Here is a 17,875-nt window from a genome sequence, read left to right as displayed (position 1 = left end):
CAACAAAAATAACTCTCTTAAAATGAGCATTAAAAACAACTGGAATGCCCCAAACTCAATTCCGCGGGACTTACTTATGGCCAGGGAATTGGTTTATGACCAGCTTGATCTGGAATGCAGCCAACCTCATCCTGAAGCAGAAAGTACGGAATACAGTGCTTATCGTTTCCAATTGAACAGGAAGGACATTTGCTATCGTGAAGCCAAAATTACGCCCACAAAAACGGGTCAGTTTGTAACATTATGGAAACGTAATAAATCATCAAAAACTATTGAACCCTTTGATGCTTCAGATGCGATTGATTATGTGATAATCAGTGTCAGAAACAAGGAACTGTTTGGACAGTTTATTTTTCCGAAATCAGTTTTATTAGTGAAAGGAATATTTTCTACCGCTGCCAGGGAAGGAATAAGAGCCACAAGAGTTTATCCGCCCTGGGACGAGACCACCAGCAAGCAGGCACAGAAAACCCAGCATTGGCAATTGAATTTTTTCTATGAAATTCCCATTAATTCACCTACAGATTTAAATCACGTCAAAAGTTTACTTGACAATGATTAAAAACTGAAATAATAAAGAAAGGCAGCTTAAATTAAGCTGCCTTTCTGGTTTAAAGAATATAATTTTGTCTATTTCTTAATAATTTTGTCACTGTAAATAACCTTATTATTTTCAGTCAAAGTATAAATATAAACGCCGGTTTTAAGATTACCGACCGGAATCACTAAATTATTTTTTTCCTGAGTTCCTTTTACTTCAATCGGATTCACTACTAAACGTCCTGATAGATCATAAACTCTTAATTTCAGATTTTTATCATCAGCTGTTTTCACTGTAACGTTTACAACATCTGAAGCAGGATTAGGATAGGCCTGAACAAAATATCCGTTTTTGTTTTCAAAATCAGTTGTAGCCAGATTATCCGCTTTTAATTCAAAACGGGCAATTACCGGTCCGTGATCCGAAGTTGTAGTGGTATAACCTGAAATATCCGTACGCGGATCGTATACTGCAATTGAGTTCGGAATATATTGATCTGTTAGTTCATTCGAAATAACAATGTGGTCTAAAAATCCTCCTGAACTTAAAAAACTATAAGCTCCCGCCTGGCTGATTCCTAATGTTAATGCATTGTAACGGTCTGTATCTTCTACTATTTTTTGATAAGACGAAGGGATAGTTGGTCCCACAACTGATATTTTTACATCATCATTAAAATCTCCCAAAATCATTAAATTTGAATTTGGATATTCTGTATCTAAAGCGTCTTTTAAATATTCCACATCATATTTACGCTGATTGTATTTCATCATATCACTTCCGCTATTGGCACGTGCGTGAATGTCAATCAGGTTAATTTCTTTTTTGATTCCGCCAATATTAGTTTCAATCTGAACCAAATAAGGCAAACGGCCTGAGGAGAAAAAACTATCATCATTAATTTGAGGAGTTTCTGTTCCGGGATAACCCGGTAAAACTGTAGTTCCGGCACGAACAGCATCATATACATCCTTAAACAACACTTTCGTGTTTTTTACAGTAGTAGTTTGTGTGTTATAAAGAACCACTAATTTTTGAGGTGGAAAATAGGGGTCTGCATTAAGAAGAAAAGAGTAAGACCAGGAAGTGGATGTTGTTTTATCGAATGTTTTTCCGTTTATATTTATTTTCTGGATCAAAGCATCTATAGCAGGATCATCCGAAACTTCCTGTACCACATATACATCGGCATTTAGCTTATTCATTACCTTGGCAACATTCTCTATTTGTAAAGCATCATCAGTTGGGCCGAATTCAGTTCCGCTTTTATCTTTTACGTCGGTACCGAAAAACTCCAGATTATACGTCACAACATCAAAAGTTTCTGCTTTTGGCAAAGACGAACCGGTTAACGCTCCGATTGGTTTGTTTAGCCCCGTTCCGGTCACCGTTAAGGCACCGGCAATCGTTAATGCTTTTACTGAAGGTGTAAATCGTGCATACAATATTTTACCCGCCACTGCGTCTGCAGCATTGACAACAATACTGGATTGAAAAGAAATATTATCTAAAGAAATCTGATAATCTGAAGGGGCAGTAACGGTAATGTCCCCATAACCATCCGCTTTAAAATCAAAGGCTTTACCAGCCGATACGGTGTCAGGACTTACGTCGCCAAAATCTAAAACAGGATTTGAAGCCACATAACCTGTCTCATTAGTAACAGCAAAATCATCAAAAGACCATTCTGAAGCATTATTAGATCCTCCGGCTGTCGTTTCATAAACCCAGGCCAAATAAGTATGACTTGTTTTATAAGCGCCTAAATTTATATATTGTGACTGTACGTAAGTTCCTGTTGCAGTTGGGAAATTACCATTTATTTCTGTCCATGTAGCAGTTTCAGGACTGCTTTTCCCGTCATAATCAACCGAAACCATCAATTTTAAACCCGGACCTGCATAAAACTTACGCGTGTAGAAGGACAATAAAGGAAATTGATTAAAATTATCTAAACGTAATCTTGGTGAAACCAACCAATCCTTACTGGCTCCATTATCTGAGAAGCCATTCATCAGAACCGCTCCGGTTCCTGAATTCACATTTCTTGCTACCGTAGTCGTTGACCATTTATTAATGGTACCCGCAATATTAAATTGAGTCCAGCCACTGTTGGTAAAAACATTGGTATCATTAAAACCCTGTACATAAGGATTAATTCCCGTTCCCTTAAGAGTAACCGTTTTAGTTGCTGCGCCGGTTGATTCATGTGTGATCTGACCCGAAAAAATACCTGTTGCATTTGGAGCAAACTTCACGTAAACCGTTGGTGTTGCATTTGAAACAAAATCAGGCACATTATACGTTAAAGAAGATTGAAAATTGATATTGTCTTTAGAAATTGAAAAATTAGCTCCCGCAGTAACTACAACATCATTCGTAAGATTGCTTCCCTGAATCTGATAAGACAATGTTTCCGAATCAAAATTTGCTTCAGAAAATCCTAAATCCAATGAAGTAGTTGATGTGGATAAAGACGGAATTACAACACTTGAAGTAGTAACCTCAACTTTATTTACTGTGGACTGAATATTGTCGTAAAGATCTTCAGAAATAGAAAAAACAGCGTACGAAGTATTAATAACCAAACCTGTAAAGGTTTTCACATACACCTGTGAAGGATCTGTAATGTCTAAAAAACCGGATTGTAAAGCTGCAGTTCCACTGGCATCAAGACCCGATTTTATTTGGGCTGCCGTTGGTTCTGCACTTCCTGAAGGCAATAAAACATAAGACGTTTTACCAGCTTCATCTAATTTATTAGAGAAATCAAAACCGTCTGACAATACAGTACTTACTTGTGGATAACCTGTTGCGTTTACCGGAGCTGCAATATCACTTCTTACATCTACGTTATCAATCGCAAAAGAAGGACGTGAGCCTCCGCCTGAATTTTGTTTGGAAATCCATCTAATTTGCACAACAGGCTGGTTTTCACATTCTGCCGGCAAGGTTACTTTTATGGTTTTTAAATTCTGCGGTGTGGTAACAGCAGTGATCTGTTTTACGTCATTGTTAACATAAGCAGTTGGCAATAAGGAAACAAAAGCAGCAGTTGTGCCAACACGATATTGTAACACCATTTCATTTATACGTGTACTACCGGTTGCTGGTGGTATATCATACGGATTACGAATGGTCATCGCATCATATTTAACCTGAATAGCAGTCTGACCCACTGTTGAGAAAGCAAATCCTATAGCCAAATCAAGAGAACCCGTGTTCAGGAAGCCGATTTTTCCATCGTAATTATGAAAATTACCACTACTTATGGCAGCGGTACTACTAATTGCCAAAGGTCTGTCGGCAACCATAGTGGCAGCTGTGGCATATTGACTTGTCCCTGAAGGATTTGATGTTGATACCGTCCAGCCTTGGAAACCAGCCGGATACGTCGCTACTGTTGCAGCAAACGAAAAGTCCTGTGTATACGGTAAACTTTGAGCTGCCGGCATGGTCTGCGCCACAAGACTCATCGAAAAGCAACAAAAAAAGCTAAAATAAGCGATTACGTTGCGTAAAGAGTAAATGTTTTTCATACGTTTGAAAATAGGGGTTTTTAGAAATCAAATTTATAGTCTTTAATATTAAGGGAATATTGTAAAATCTTAAACTTATTGCATCCAAATTGATGAACATCTGCTAACTAAAAGGAAATTATCAGCAAATTTATTTCATTATTATCAGCTATAACAAGGTTTAACAGCATTATACATTATCCGAAAAATTTACTTACAATATAGTGATTTATAAGAAATAACCTTAGATTATTATTTTTATTATGTGAAAAATAAACAAAAAAAAAGACCTTCCAAAATTAGAAAGTCTTTAATTTTACATCCGAAAATACATCTAAACCCATGGTATGCCAACGATTTTAAGAAGTGCCACAATTTAAAATCAATACATACTATTCATCTAATTTCATGTTTCCTCTGTCTTCATGATTATCCGGGTGGGAATTTGGGTAACGATTTGGCGTGACATCAGAATTCCTGTCTTTGTTTTCAACCGTTTTTTTTACTTCTTCTTCTGTAGCAACACCGCGATTTGAATTTTCGCTATCGGTTTGATCTGAAACTTTATCTATTTTTTCATTTTCATTTCTGGCACGGTTTACCACCTCTTTGTTGCCATCTGTATCTGTGATTACTTCTTTCTGCAATTTTGTTTCCGGTTTATGATCATGAGAAACATTTTTACCTTTAGATTCTTCAATGTCTTTTTGTACTCCGTTTATTTTTTTAGAGCCTAAATTATTAGTTTCCATATTTTTATATTTTAAAATTCTTATTATAATATTACGAATTCTATATCCGAAAACGGAATGCTTTAACATAGCTTTTGGATAATAAAACGTTCTTCTTTCAATTATAATCAAACAAAACTATCTTTGCCTAAAAATTAAAACATGCACCAGCACTTCATTCTTTTTAAACCTTACGGCTATCTGAGCCAGTTTATTTATGAATTAAAAAGAAAGAAAAAGCTTCTGGGGGAATTACACGATTTTCCCGAAGGTACAATGGCAATCGGCCGTTTAGATGAAGATTCTGAGGGATTACTTTTACTGACAACCGACGGAAAGGTAAGCGAACAAATCAGAAGCAAAAAAGTCGATAAAGAATATTATGTACAGGTCGATGGTGTCATTACTGCCGAAGCCATCGAACAACTGCAAAAAGGTGTCGAAATTGGTTTTGATGGCGGCAAGTACAGAACCAGGCCCTGCAAGGCTTTTATCGTTACAGAAATTCCTGATTTTGGACCAAGAGCCAAAAAAATCAGGGACGAACGCCACGGTCCGACTTCATGGGCATCGATAACGGTCAATGAAGGTAAATTTCGTCAGGTACGAAAAATGACCGCTGCTGTTGGTTTTCCAACCTTACGATTGGTTCGGGTCCGGATAGGAAATGTATATTTGCAAAACTTAAAAGCCGGAGAAGTTCTTGAAGTTCAGGATTTTTTTAAATTTGATAATGAGGCAATTTGATAATGAGGCAATTTGATAATTTTTACAACTAATAACTTATAATTCATAACTAATAACTCATAACTCAAAAAAATAATGCTAAACGTTGTTCTCGTAGAACCGGAAATTCCAAATAATACCGGAAACATTGGACGATTGTGTGTGGGTACCGAAAGCCGTCTGCACTTAATTCACCCTTTTGGTTTTGTAATTAATGACAAGAACCTGAAACGTTCCGGCCTGGATTACTGGGTACACCTTGATGTAACCGAGTATGCCAATATAGAGGAATGGATAAAGCAAATTCCGGATCAGTCGCGTGTCTTCCTGATGAGTTCACATGCGCAAAAATCCTACCTGCAAACCGATTTTCAGGATGGGGACTGGCTGGTTTTCGGAAAAGAGAGCGTAGGTTTAAGCAAAGAAGTTCTGGCCCGTTTTGAAAACCACTTAACGATTCCCATGTCAAAATTGATCCGAAGCTTTAATATTGCCAATTCTGTTGCCTTTGTAGTGGGTGAAGCTAAAAGACAAATTGGATTAAAGGTTTAGTCTGATATCAATTATTGAATGGTAAAATGAGATTTAATAATATTTCGTAATTGTAACTTACTATTTTTTTATAAAACTGATCTCCCAGCCCTGATGGGAACGGCATCCTTTTGTGGTGGGGTTCACCACAAAAGATATAGTGGACAGCAGGATTAGCTCCTGAAAAAAATCTAAGTAATAATAAACTTCCCTTTTTCGGCATCAAAAGCAATATGTTCGTCTTTGAATAGAGTTGCAAAACTGCCTTTTGAAATTAAGTTGCAAGGTTCATCCTGAACAATTACATCGGGAGTCATAATAATCATCTCATCACTTAATTGAATTGCCAAATCAATATCATGAGTCGAAAAGAGAATACATTTTTGGGTTTCCTGCGTTAGTTTTTTCAATAATTTGAAAAGCGAAACTTTGTGAAGCAAATCAAGATGCGTTGTAGGTTCGTCAAGGATTATGAGCGGTGTGTCCTGCGATAACGCTCTTGCAATCAGTACTTTTTGCAATTGTCCGTCGCTTATTTCAAAATGTTTTTTAAGTGCCAGATGGCTGATTTGGGTTAGCGCTAAAGCCTCATTGACTTTGGTAATATCTTCGGGCGTTAAAGTTCCAATCCAATTGGTGTATGGCTGGCGGCCCAAGGCGACTAATTCGAAAACAGTCAGATTACTGGGCGGGAGTTTTTCAGTCAGCACCAGACTTAAATTCTGTGCTAAAGCTAAAGGTTTATAGGTATTTATATTTTTATTATTGAGAAAAACGGTTCCTGCTAACGGCTGCTGAATTCCTGTGAGGGTTCTTAATAAAGTCGATTTTCCTATTCCGTTTGCTCCAATCAGAGAAATGAGTTTTCCTGCACCCAGATTTAAATTCAGGTTTTGGGCAATAGTCACAGTTGTTTTCTTGGACTTGTAGCCAATACTTAAATCTGAAGTAGATAGAATTGTTTTCATTTTTTTAGGTGCTAAAGTTGTAAGCGGCTAAGATTCTGACTTTTTGTGTTTATTGAAAATTCCTTTTTTTCATTAATAACCATACAACAACAGGCGCACCAATTATAGAAGTAATGGCATTAATTGGCAAGGTTGTTTCCAATCCCGGTAACTGTGAGGCAATATCACAAAACAGCATAATGATTCCACCATAAAAAAACGTACTCCAGTATAAAACTCTGTGATTACTGGTTTGAAAAGTAAGCTTTGCAATATGAGGCACTGCCAGACCAATAAAAGCAATCGGACCGGCAAAGGCGGTGATACTTCCGGCCAGAATACTGGTTGCAAATATGATAATTAGTCTGGCCCTCTTATAATTCAGCCCCATGCTTTTAGCGTAATTTTCGCCTAAAAGCAATGCATTTAAGGGTTTAATGCTGCTCGCGCTTAAAAGCAGACCTAAACTTACACAGACTGCCAAAATACAAATTGACGTCCAGGAAAGATTTCCAAGACTTCCCAGTGACCAAAAGGTAAATTTCTGCAACTGTTCTGCTGAACTAAAGTGAGTCAGAACCCCCACAATAGCACTGGTAAAACTGCCAAACATAAGTCCGACGATTAAGATTGCCATTGTGTTTCTTAGCCTTTGTGCCACTAATAAAACCAAAAGCAATACTGAAATACTGCCTAAAGTTGACGCTAATACAATTGCGTATGGCGATAGTAAAACGGTATTGAAAAAAGACGGTAAAAAACCGGCGCCCAGAATAACAACAGCCACCGCTAAAATAGCTCCTGAACTCAATCCCAAAACATCCGGGCCTGCCAACGGATTACGGAATAAAGTCTGCATCAGCAAACCACTTACAGCCAACCCAACGCCAACCAACACAGCCGTAATCGCTTTCGGCAGGCGATAATTAATGATGATGTATTCCCAGGTCGATTTACTGGCATTCCCACCCGTCAGACTGGTATACACTTCTTTAAACGGAATAGTAACCGACCCTAAACTAATGTCCAGAAAAAACATAAACAATAGTGCTACAGCCAGCACAATAAACAGGACTATATTTCGCTTTTTATGAATCAATTGGCTTAATTTAATTTGGATGCAAAAGTAAGTTCATAACCCGGTAACAAATCAGGATGAAAAATTTTGATGTAGTCTTTTAAAACTAAATCGGGGCGGCTTGGTGCCGATTCATAATAAATGATTCCTCCTGTTGCTCCAAACTGACTTTCGAAAGTGTACACGTTTTTATTTTTGAAAGCATCAAACTGAGTATAATGCGGATTCGTGTTCCCAAACTCCTCCAGCGTTTTAAACGATCCGGCCGCTATCCAGATATTAGCTGTTTTGGCTTTCACCAAAACTTTTTCAAAGGATAAACCTTCGCTTCCGGTTCCTTTTAAATCTGCCCATAAATAATTGGCATGTGCATCTTTCATGAACTGTGCTACCCAGCTGTTTCCTTTCGCAACATACCAGACATCTTCATACATCGATCCGTACAAAACTGTTGAAGTTGCTTTTTGATCTGCTGCTAATTTCTTAGCCTGATTGTAGCTCAAAACAATCTTATCAAACAATTCTTTTGCTTTATCTTCTTTACCAAATAAGGCTCCGTACAGTTTAATCCATTCTGCTTTTCCAAGTGGGGACTGCTCCATCCAGTCGGCCTGGATAAAAACATTCAGGCCGCTTTTCTTTAAATTATCCAGCATCGGATTGTTGTTGTCTACACCAAAAGTCACAATCAGATCCGGTGACAATTCGATTAGTTGTTCTACATTTAATTTTTCATTTTGTCCAACATTTTTAACAGAACCTTTATCAATCAATGCTCTTGTTTTCTCTGAAGAAACATAATCCGTATGAGGAAAACCTACCAGTTTAGTTTCTACTTCCAGCATTTCAAGAAACGGAATATTGGTTGTTGAAGTTACTACAACTGATTCCAAAGGAATTTTTATGGTGGTATACGATTGTAAGCTGTCCGGTACTTTAGCTTCTTTCTCCTTTAAGATATAAGTGAATTTTTTATTGGCATTTGGCCATGGATTTGAAACCGTTACCACCGAATATCCTTCGTGTTTCACAATAGAAAGCCCCGAAGCATACTCGATACTGTTTTTTGCTGTTGCAGTACTGGCAGCTACTGTCTCCTCATTTTTTTTACATCCAACCAGGAGCAGGAAAGAAAAAATAAAAATAAATTTAGGTAATAAATGTTTCATCTTTAGGTTATATAATTTTAAGGTATGGTATTTGTAATTCTTCTGAACAGATATGATTTTTGAATTATTAGAATTTCATATTTACATTTCAATAAGGGCAAAGGTAAACCAATTTCTATTTTTTTTGTTTACCTTTATTCTTACAAAATCAAACAAATCTTATTTTTACCTACATGAATACCACAAAAACAAAAGTTTGCTCAGGCTGTGAATCTTCTTTCAGCTGCGGAGATATTTCTGTTGAAAACAAATGTTGGTGCAATGACTACCCTCCTATTTTTAATCTTTCTGAAGGTGGCGACTGTCTTTGTCCGGTTTGCTTTAAAGAAGCATGTGAAGATAAAATAGATGCCTACATTGAAACCCTTACCCCGGAAAAAGCCCTTCACAATAAAGCAGCGGCTTTACCCAAAACTGAACAATTAATAGAAGGAATTGATTATTATATTGAGAATGAAAAATATGTTTTCAAAGCGTGGTTTCACCTAAAAAGAGGAACTTGCTGCGGAAACGAATGCAGACATTGTCCGTATTGAATTGTTTCCTGTGAATTATAAATTCATAAATTCGTGGCTGCGTTAGGGATAGGAACGGCATCCTTTTGTTTTTTTCTTTAAAAAACAAAAGATAAAGTGGATAGCCCGACCGAAGGGAACGCCCCAATAATTCCTAATTGACAACTTTTAATTCATAGCATAAAATGATCTATCTAATTACCGGCGGTGAACGATCCGGCAAAAGCAGTTACGCTCAAAATTTGGCTTTACAACTTTCGGACGCGCCGATTTATGTGGCGACGGCCAGAAAATGGGATTCGGATTTCCAGAACAGAATTGACAGGCACCAGCAGGAACGTGACGAACGTTGGACGAACGTTGAAAAAGAAAAACATTTGAGTGAGATTGATTTCACCGGAAAAGTAGCTTTAATTGATTGTGTAACACTTTGGTTAACGAACTTTTTTGTGGATACTAAAAATGACGTGTCCCTATCTCTGGAAGAGGCAAAAGCTGAATTTGAAAAAATAGCCCAACAGGAAAATACAGCCCTGATAATTGTTACCAACGAAATTGGAATGGGCGTTCATGCTGAAACTCATATTGGCAGAAAGTTTACCGAACTGCAAGGATGGATGAATCAGTTTTTAGCCGCAAAAGCAGACGAAGTTGTACTGATGGTTTCCGGAATTCCTGTTACCATCAAAGGGGAAAAATCCAAATTTTAAAAAGAAATTCAATTTTTTAAATTCCAAATTCCAAAGTGACACTTTATCTTTACTTAAACATGAAATTCTTATTGGATTCCTTTTTGGAATTTAAAAATTGAAAATTACACAGATGAGCTATTTAGATGATATATTAAAATCGCGCCGTGATACCAGACATTTTACTTCCGAAGAAGTCCCTGATGAGGTGATACAAAATGCTTTGCGGGCAGGACATTGGGCGCCTTCGGTTGGGCTTACCGATGCTACAAAGTATTATATCATTAAATCGGCAGCCGTTAAAAGTGCTATTAAGAATTTATTTTCAGAGTATAATACAAAAGCTGCAGAACTGACCGACAATCCGGAACAAAAAGAACAGTACCAATCCCTGAAACTGGAAGCCATTGAAGAAGCTCCAATCGGGCTGATCATTGCTTACGACAGATCGGTTTTGAATAAGTTTACGATCGGAACGGTGGGCAGTAATGAAGCCGTTAAATTCAGTTCGGTCTGCGCAGCGCAAAACATCTGGCTTTCGCTTACGGAACAAGGTTACGGAATGGGCTGGGTTTCGATTTTGAATTATTACCAATTTAAAAAAATCATCGATTTACCGGAAAACATTGAACCTCTCGGATATTTCTGTATCGGAAAACCGGCCACCAATTATGATAACCAGCCGATGCTGCAGCAATTAAACTGGAAGCAGAAATCGGAAGCTCCGGATTGTACTGAAATCAAAACGGTGATGAAAGAGGAAGTTCGCGATTTTGAATTCAATTCTCAGGCTCTGAATGAAAACAAAGTCGCTTTCAGCCAGCTTTTACAGGAAAAAATTGATTCTAAAACCAAACCAATTGGCGCTTTAGGGGTTTTAGAATCCTTAGCTTTCCAAATGGGAAGTGTTTTTGAAACTTTAAATCCAAAAATAAAAAATACGAATATTGTTGTTTTTGCTGCAGATCACGGAATTGCCAATCATGGCGTCAGTGCTTATCCGCAGGATGTTACGCGACAAATGGTGCATAATTTTCTGGAAGGCGGCGCGGCCATCAATGTTTTTTGCAATCAAAATAATATTGCGTTGTCAATTGTAGATTCCGGTGTAAATTATGATTTTCCAACCAACGCTAAATTGATTCATGCCAAAATTGCAAAAGGAACGCAGTCTTTTTTACATGTTCCCGCTATGAGCGAAACAGAACTGCAATTGTGTTTTGAAAAAGGAAAAACTATCGTAGACGATATCGCCAAAACAGCCTGCAACTGCATTGGTTTTGGTGAAATGGGAATTGGAAATACTTCAACGGCTGCTGTTTTAATGAGCCTTCTAACGGGTTTCCACATTGAAGAATGCGTCGGAAAAGGAACTGGAGTTGAAAATGAAAAGTTACTTCAGAAACAAAATATATTAAAAAAGGCCATTGAAAATTATTCCGGTCAAGCAGAAATAATTCAGCAACTGGCTTATTTTGGAGGCTTTGAAATTATACAGATGGCCGGCGGAATGTTAGCCGCTTACGATCACAAAATGCTGATTTTAGTAGATGGCTTTATTTGCAGTGTGGCTTTTCTGATTGCTTCCAAAATGAATCCAAACATTAAAGAAAATGCTGTTTTTTGTCATGTTTCAGCTGAGCATGCGCATCAGAAATTATTACATTATCTAGGGGCAAAACCCATTTTAAATTTAGATTTACGTTTGGGCGAAGGAACGGGCTGTGCAATTGCTTTACCTATTTTAAAATCAGCGGAAGCTTTTTTGAATGAAATGGCTACTTTTGAAAATGCGGGGGTTAGCAGGAAGTAGGCAGTTTTAAGTCGCAGTCTCAGTGTTTTATTACAACAAATTATTTTTCAATGAAAAAAGAACTCCATATTTTCTTTACTGCTTTAATGTTTTACACCAGAATTCCCTGTCCGAAAAACATTGATCACCATCCGGATTATTTGAATAAGGCCACACGTTACTTTCCTTTAATCGGTTGGATTGTGGGAAGCATTTCTTTTCTGGCTTTTTATATTTTTTCTCTTTTTCTGTCAACGGAAATTGCGGTGATTTTAGCAATTATTACCTCTGTACTGACAACCGGTGCCTTTCATGAAGATGGTTTTGCAGATGTCTGCGATGGTTTTGGCGGCGGCTGGACCAAAGAAAAAATTCTGATGATTATGAAAGACAGTGCTATTGGCGCTTATGGGGCAATTGGTCTGGTTTTGCTTTTTTTGCTAAAATTTAAATTGCTTTCAGAATCTCTTTTGCTTTTTGAAACTGGTCTTCCGTTTTCGGTTTCACCAATTTTCCTGTTGTTTGTTTCAGCGCATGCTTTGAGTCGTCTGGCAGCCATAAGTATTATTTTTACGTATGAATATTCACGGGATGATGCTTCCAGCAAGAGTAAACCGATTGCAAAAAGCAATACATGGAAAGAAGTTTTAGGTGCTTTTTTCTTCGGATTACTGCCTTTGTTTGTGCTCTCTTATTTTAAATATCAGCTTCTTCTGGTCTTAATTCCGGTATTTATCACCCGGTATTTTTTAGCCCGGTATTTTCAAAAATGGATTGACGGTTATACGGGAGATTGTCTTGGTGCCACTCAGCAGATTTGTGAAGTTATTTATTATTTAAGTATTCTTTTGGTATGGAAATTTTTCTAGTCCGTCATACGGAAACTTCCTGCGAAAAAGGAATTTGTTACGGACAATCTGATGTTAGTCTGGCCGAACCTTTTGATTTAATCTTTGAAAACATTACCTCCCAATTACCATCAGAAGCAATTCTCTTCTCCAGCCCTTTAAAACGCTGTGTGATATTGGCAAAATACATTCAAAGCCAAATAAAAACCATTTCTTACCAGGAAGACGAAAGATTAATGGAAATGAATTTTGGAGACTGGGAAATGAAAAACTGGAATAGTATTCCACCGGAACAACTTAATCCGTGGATGGAAGATTTTGTAAACGTCAGCGCTGTAAATGGAGAATCTTTTGTCGAATTACATGAACGGGTTGGTGCTTTTTTAGCGGAGCAGCTTTCGAAAAAAACAGATAAATCTATAATTATTGTTGCACATGCCGGAGTCATCAGAAGCTTCCTTTGTCATCAAACTTCACTGCCTTTAAAAGATGCTTTTCAGAACAAAGCAGACTTTGGACAAGTCATTAAAATAGAACTTTAAAACTTGATTTGTTTAGAATTTAATTCAAAAAGCAAAACAAATTTGAATATTCAATAATTTTAACGCTATCTTTGCACGAAATTTAAGGTTGTGTTGTAATATCACAAACACATTAAAAGGGAATCAGGTAAAATCCTGAGCTGTACCCGCAACTGTAAGCTAAGTTCGTAAAGAACGCTTGTTGTTAGCTACAAACCACTGCTCGCCAAGGCGGGTGGGAAGGTAAACAACAAGACGCAAGCCAGGAGACCTGCCTTTGTAACAAATATCGAACTCTCGGGAAAAAGAGTGTAGAAATTATGACTTTAAAAAAACGTTTTGCTTTTTGCCTGCTTTTCCTGTGCCAGATTATTTCGGCGCAAAACGATTCTATTACCAAACTGAAAGAAGTTGTGGTGTCGGACTCCAATCTTAAGAATTTCTCGAATACACAATCCGTTCAACGATTAAGCGACTCGATCATTAATAGAAATCAGGCTTCACTGACTTCTCTTTTAAATTACAATACGGTTATTTATTTTAAGGAAAATGGTCTCGGAATGACTTCTTCGCCTTCTTTCAGGGGAACTACCTCACAACAAACGGTAGTAGTCTGGAACGGAATCAACATCAACTCCCAGCTTTTAGGACAAACTGATTTTAATACGATTTCGACCCGTGGTTTTAATTCTATCGATGTAAAAGCCGGAGGCGGAAGTGTTGTTTACGGAAGCGGCGCCATTGGAGGAACCATTCACTTAAATAATGATTTGAAGTTTACGGATACTTTCAAAAATGACTTTCAGATTTATTATGGCGAATTCAACACTTTAAGTGCCATTTATGGTCTTACTGCCGCTACAAAAAAATGGAGTTTTGATGCCAGCTTTACCCGTAACAGCTCCGATAATGATTTTAAATTTGTTGGTCAGGATACCCATAACCTTAATGGACAATATTATAACAATACGCTTGATGCCGCAGTTGGCTTTAAAATCAATACTAATAACAGTATTAAATTTTACAGTGAAATATACGATGGTGAACGTCATTTTTCACTCACATCCCCCAATGCAACCAAAACAAAATATCAGGATTACAATACCCGAAATTTATTAACGTGGAGCAGCTCTTTCAGTAAATTTGCTTCGAATTTGAGATTGGCTTACATTACCGAGCACTATAATTATTTTGAAGACATCAACAGGGACGGATTTACTTCGGGAGGCGTTAAAAGTTTTATCGGAAAATATGATATTGATTACGAATTATCTTCAAAAATCAAAATCAGCACCATTTTAGATTATACGAAAAATGATGGAATTGGTTCCGGAATTGGCCGCAGCAGCCGAGAAATTGGCGGTGCAAGTCTTTTGTGGAAACACATTCTTACTGAAAAATGGAATTATGAAATGAGCGCCCGAAAAGAGGTTTCGGATGTTTATAAAAGTCCGGTTCTTTTTTCTGTGGGCTCACGCTATAATTTCTCCGATTTTTATCAGTTAAAATTCAATGTATCCAGAAACTACAGAGTTCCTACTTTCAACGATTTGTACTGGGAAGGCAGCGGAAATCCGGATTTAAAACCGGAAAGTTCCTATCAGGCAGAAATAGGAAATCAGTTTAGCTATAAAGATTTCAGACTGACCATAACGGGTTACGGAATGAAAATCAAAGATATGATTCGATGGTTGCCCAATAACAGCGGAAACTGGTCTCCGGTAAATACCGACAAAGTTACTATTTATGGTGCTGAAGCACTTTTAGGATGGAAAAAAAACGTCAACAAACATACTTTTGATTTTAGCGGAACTTATGGTTACACGGTTTCCTTGGATGACATAACAAATAAACAACTTTTTTATGTTCCTTATCACAAACTGACGGGATCGTTATCGTACTACTATAAAAAGCTTTCCGCGTATTATCAGATTATGTATACGGGAGAAATATTTACTACTTCCGACAACAACCCAAAATATATTCTGGACGCGTATAATGTTTCCAATATCGGAACAGATTATAATTTCAGCAAAAAAAACACTTTCAAAGTTGGCCTTAAAGTGGCCAATTTGTGGAATGAAAAATATGAAGCGCTGCCGAGCCGTTTTATGCCCGGCCGTAATTTAACTATTTATTTAAACCTTAACTATTAAAACATGAAATTAAAAAATCTTTATTTAGGAATTATTGCATCTGCATTTTTATTTGCTTCTTGTAGTAGTAACGATGACACTCCCGAAATTGAAGTTCCGTTAGGTGCCTATGAAAATGGCATATTCATTTTAAATGAAGGGAATTTTGGAACTCCTAATGCTTCTGTTTCCTATGTTTCGAATGATTTGGCGACGTTTCAAAACGATATTTTCAAGCTTGTAAATACACCAACTGTTTTAGGTGATGTGGCTCAGTCTATGACTTTTAGCGGAGAGAAAGCTTTTATTGTGGTAAACAATTCAAATGAAGTTGAAGTGGTAAATCGTTATACTTTTAAAAGTCTGGCAACTATTACTACAAAATTAGAAAACCCGCGTTACAGTGTTGTTTTCAATGACAAACTATATGTAACCAATGCTATTTCTCAGGCTGTAACGATTTATGATGCTAAAACTTATGCTTATATAGCTTCAATTTCTGTAGGTAAAACAGCTGAGAGAATTGTGGTTGCCAATAATAAGCTTTACGTTATGAATGGTGCTTATGGTTCTGGAAATGAAGTAACCGTAATTAATCCTGCAACCAATACTGTCTTGACAACTATTACTGTTGAGCAAGGTATTAATTCTATCGAAGAAAAAAATGGAAGTGTATATGTATTGTGTGGAAATGATACAAAAAGCAAATTATTCAAAATTAACACAACTTCTGACACTGCAACATCTATAGAATCTACTGCTTTAAAAGGGGCAGCAAATATGGATATTGATGGAAGTAAAATTTATTACACTAAAGATGGTGGCGTATACGCAATGGACTTGACCGCTACAGCGTTTAGCACTACTCCCATTTTTACTACTTCGTATGTTCAATATTCTACTTTTTATGGATTTGGAGTTATTGACGGGAAAATTTATTCGGGTAATGCAAACGGATTTACACAAGACGGAATTGTTACTGTGTATTCTTCAACCGGAACTGTATTAAAAACCTTAACTGTTGGTATTGGACCAAACGGTTTTTATTCCAATAACTAATTACTAACGAAAATACCCTTATAATTTTTATAAGGGTATTTTTTTTAAACTAAGCTATTATGATACAAAAATTACTCTTTACTTTATTATTAGCCCCTGCGGTACTTACAGCACAATCGTATGCTCCGGCAGCGGGACAGACCGGAAGCACTGCAATAGCAAAAAGCAGTACTGTTTTTAAGAGTTGGGCAACCGGAATTAACGTGGTAAGAGGCCCTCAGGATATTGCAAATCCAACAGGTCCTTTGGCTTCGTCTGGTGATCCCAGTGGTGCATTAGGCGGAACCAGTACAAGCGTTGTTTGTTTAGGTGACGGCGGAAGCGCAACGCTTACGTTTGCTACTCCAATTGTAAATGGTCCCGGATTTGATTTTGCCGTTTTCGAAAACGGATTTTCGGATACGTTCCTGGAATTGGCTTTTGTGGAAGTAAGCTCTAACGGAGTTAACTTTTTTAGATTTCCATCGCACAGTCAAACACAGACGACTAGTCAAATTGGTGGTTTTGGAGCTGTAGATTGCAGATATATCAACAACTTAGCCGGAAAATATCGTGTGAATTTCGGAACTCCGTTTGATTTATCCGACGTTCCTAATAATGCTTTACTAGATAAAAACAATATCACTCATGTAAGGGTAATCGACGTTATTGGAACTATTAATCCGTTGTATGCTTCTCACGACAGTTTAGGGAATATTATTAATGATCCCTACTCTACTCCTTATCCAACGGGCGGATTTGATTTGAATGCTGTTGGTGTAATCAATCAGAAAACGGTGTTGAGTGCTAAAAATTTCGATTTGACTTCTGTAACACTATATCCAAATCCGACTACTGACATTGTTTATTTAGATACAGATCAGCAAAGTAGTATTTTGATTTATGATATCGCAGGTACCGTTAGAAAAAAGCTTCCTGTTGCACAGTACAATTCCATTCAGGTTTCTGATTTGAGTCCTGGAATTTATTTGTTTGAAATAACAATTGATGAAAAGAAAACAACGAAAAGAATCGTTATAAGATAATTTTTATAGAATTAGTTTTTTGGATAATTTTATATTACTAAAAAAGGCTT

Annotated in this window: 16 protein-coding genes and 1 riboswitch; of the genes, 11 read left to right on the top strand and 5 right to left on the bottom strand. The window is 37.1% G+C overall.

Annotated features, from left to right (window positions below; all coding sequences use genetic code 11):
- The first annotated feature begins 22 nt into the window (after window positions 1-22).
- Window positions 23-562 carry a MepB family protein gene (locus tag HAV12_RS05375; protein ID WP_171568778.1) on the top strand — a complete coding sequence of 180 codons (540 nt, stop codon included), beginning with the start codon at window positions 23-25 and terminating at the stop codon, window positions 560-562.
- Between the two features lie 68 nt (window positions 563-630).
- On the opposite strand, the gene HAV12_RS05370 is transcribed toward HAV12_RS05375, so the two are convergent.
- Together HAV12_RS05370 and HAV12_RS05365 are read right to left on the bottom strand one after the other, a co-directional pair.
- Window positions 631-4,080 carry a T9SS-dependent choice-of-anchor J family protein gene (locus HAV12_RS05370; RefSeq protein ID WP_171568777.1) on the bottom strand — a complete coding sequence of 1,150 codons (3,450 nt, stop codon included), beginning with the start codon at window positions 4,078-4,080 and terminating at the stop codon, window positions 631-633.
- A gap of 371 nt (window positions 4,081-4,451) precedes the next feature.
- Window positions 4,452-4,811, bottom strand: a complete 360-nt coding sequence (locus HAV12_RS05365) for a hypothetical protein (RefSeq protein ID WP_171568776.1) — start codon at window positions 4,809-4,811, stop codon at window positions 4,452-4,454.
- Between the two features lie 141 nt (window positions 4,812-4,952).
- Here HAV12_RS05365 and HAV12_RS05360 point away from each other — a divergent pair, with 141 nt between their 5' ends.
- Both HAV12_RS05360 and HAV12_RS05355 read left to right on the top strand, forming a co-directional pair.
- Window positions 4,953-5,537, top strand: a complete 585-nt coding sequence (locus HAV12_RS05360) for a pseudouridine synthase (RefSeq protein ID WP_171568775.1) — start codon at window positions 4,953-4,955, stop codon at window positions 5,535-5,537.
- Window positions 5,538-5,612: 75 nt separating this feature from the next.
- Window positions 5,613-6,068 carry a tRNA (cytidine(34)-2'-O)-methyltransferase gene (locus HAV12_RS05355; protein WP_171568774.1) on the top strand — a complete coding sequence of 152 codons (456 nt, stop codon included), beginning with the start codon at window positions 5,613-5,615 and terminating at the stop codon, window positions 6,066-6,068.
- Between the two features lie 170 nt (window positions 6,069-6,238).
- On the opposite strand, the gene HAV12_RS05350 is transcribed toward HAV12_RS05355, so the two are convergent.
- Genes HAV12_RS05350 through HAV12_RS05340 form a run of 3 tightly spaced genes read right to left on the bottom strand, consistent with a single transcriptional unit; the run spans window position 6,239 to window position 9,241 of the window.
- The gene (locus tag HAV12_RS05350) at window positions 6,239-7,015 is read right to left on the bottom strand and encodes an ABC transporter ATP-binding protein (RefSeq protein WP_132036595.1); all 777 of its coding nucleotides are present in this window, start codon (window positions 7,013-7,015) and stop codon (window positions 6,239-6,241) included.
- A gap of 49 nt (window positions 7,016-7,064) precedes the next feature.
- Window positions 7,065-8,093 carry an iron chelate uptake ABC transporter family permease subunit gene (locus HAV12_RS05345; protein WP_370528477.1) on the bottom strand — a complete coding sequence of 343 codons (1,029 nt, stop codon included), beginning with the start codon at window positions 8,091-8,093 and terminating at the stop codon, window positions 7,065-7,067.
- 5 nt (window positions 8,094-8,098) lie between these two features.
- Entirely contained in the window at window positions 8,099-9,241 is a 1,143-nt protein-coding gene (locus HAV12_RS05340) for an ABC transporter substrate-binding protein (RefSeq protein ID WP_171568773.1), read from the bottom strand.
- A gap of 173 nt (window positions 9,242-9,414) precedes the next feature.
- Here HAV12_RS05340 and HAV12_RS05335 point away from each other — a divergent pair, with 173 nt between their 5' ends.
- The 8 genes from HAV12_RS05335 to HAV12_RS05300 all read left to right on the top strand — a co-directional run bounded on the left by HAV12_RS05335 (window position 9,415) and on the right by HAV12_RS05300 (window position 17,825).
- Entirely contained in the window at window positions 9,415-9,777 is a 363-nt protein-coding gene (locus HAV12_RS05335) for a DUF5522 domain-containing protein (RefSeq protein WP_132036593.1), read from the top strand.
- A gap of 164 nt (window positions 9,778-9,941) precedes the next feature.
- Complete coding sequence (gene cobU / locus HAV12_RS05330; RefSeq protein ID WP_171568772.1) at window positions 9,942-10,466, top strand: bifunctional adenosylcobinamide kinase/adenosylcobinamide-phosphate guanylyltransferase; 525 nt, start codon at window positions 9,942-9,944, stop codon at window positions 10,464-10,466.
- Between the two features lie 112 nt (window positions 10,467-10,578).
- Window positions 10,579-12,258 carry a nicotinate-nucleotide--dimethylbenzimidazole phosphoribosyltransferase gene (cobT, locus tag HAV12_RS05325; RefSeq protein ID WP_171571634.1) on the top strand — a complete coding sequence of 560 codons (1,680 nt, stop codon included), beginning with the start codon at window positions 10,579-10,581 and terminating at the stop codon, window positions 12,256-12,258.
- 50 nt (window positions 12,259-12,308) lie between these two features.
- Window positions 12,309-13,106, top strand: coding sequence for an adenosylcobinamide-GDP ribazoletransferase (locus tag HAV12_RS05320; RefSeq protein WP_171568771.1), 798 nt, complete (start codon window positions 12,309-12,311; stop codon window positions 13,104-13,106).
- Window positions 13,091-13,627 (top strand): alpha-ribazole phosphatase, encoded by a 537-nt coding sequence (gene cobC, locus HAV12_RS05315; RefSeq protein WP_171568770.1) that lies wholly within the window; start codon window positions 13,091-13,093, stop codon window positions 13,625-13,627. The genes HAV12_RS05320 and cobC overlap by 16 nt, the downstream gene beginning before the upstream one ends.
- Before the next feature lie 68 nt (window positions 13,628-13,695).
- A riboswitch (cobalamin riboswitch) is annotated at window positions 13,696-13,900 on the top strand.
- A gap of 26 nt (window positions 13,901-13,926) precedes the next feature.
- On the top strand, window positions 13,927-15,762 hold the full coding sequence (locus HAV12_RS05310) for a TonB-dependent siderophore receptor (protein WP_171568769.1): 1,836 nt from the start codon (window positions 13,927-13,929) through the stop codon (window positions 15,760-15,762).
- Window positions 15,763-15,765: 3 nt separating this feature from the next.
- On the top strand, window positions 15,766-16,800 hold the full coding sequence (locus HAV12_RS05305; RefSeq protein WP_171568768.1) for a YncE family protein: 1,035 nt from the start codon (window positions 15,766-15,768) through the stop codon (window positions 16,798-16,800).
- A 59-nt stretch (window positions 16,801-16,859) separates the two neighbouring features.
- On the top strand, window positions 16,860-17,825 hold the full coding sequence (locus tag HAV12_RS05300) for a T9SS type A sorting domain-containing protein (RefSeq protein WP_171568767.1): 966 nt from the start codon (window positions 16,860-16,862) through the stop codon (window positions 17,823-17,825).
- Window positions 17,826-17,875: the final 50 nt, after the last annotated feature.

The organism is Flavobacterium sp. CLA17, assembly GCF_013112255.2.
GTDB classification, from domain to species: Bacteria; Bacteroidota; Bacteroidia; order Flavobacteriales; family Flavobacteriaceae; genus Flavobacterium; species Flavobacterium circumlabens.
The sequence above is the reverse complement of the archived record's forward strand: the minus strand, read 5'-3'. Positions and strand labels throughout refer to the sequence as shown.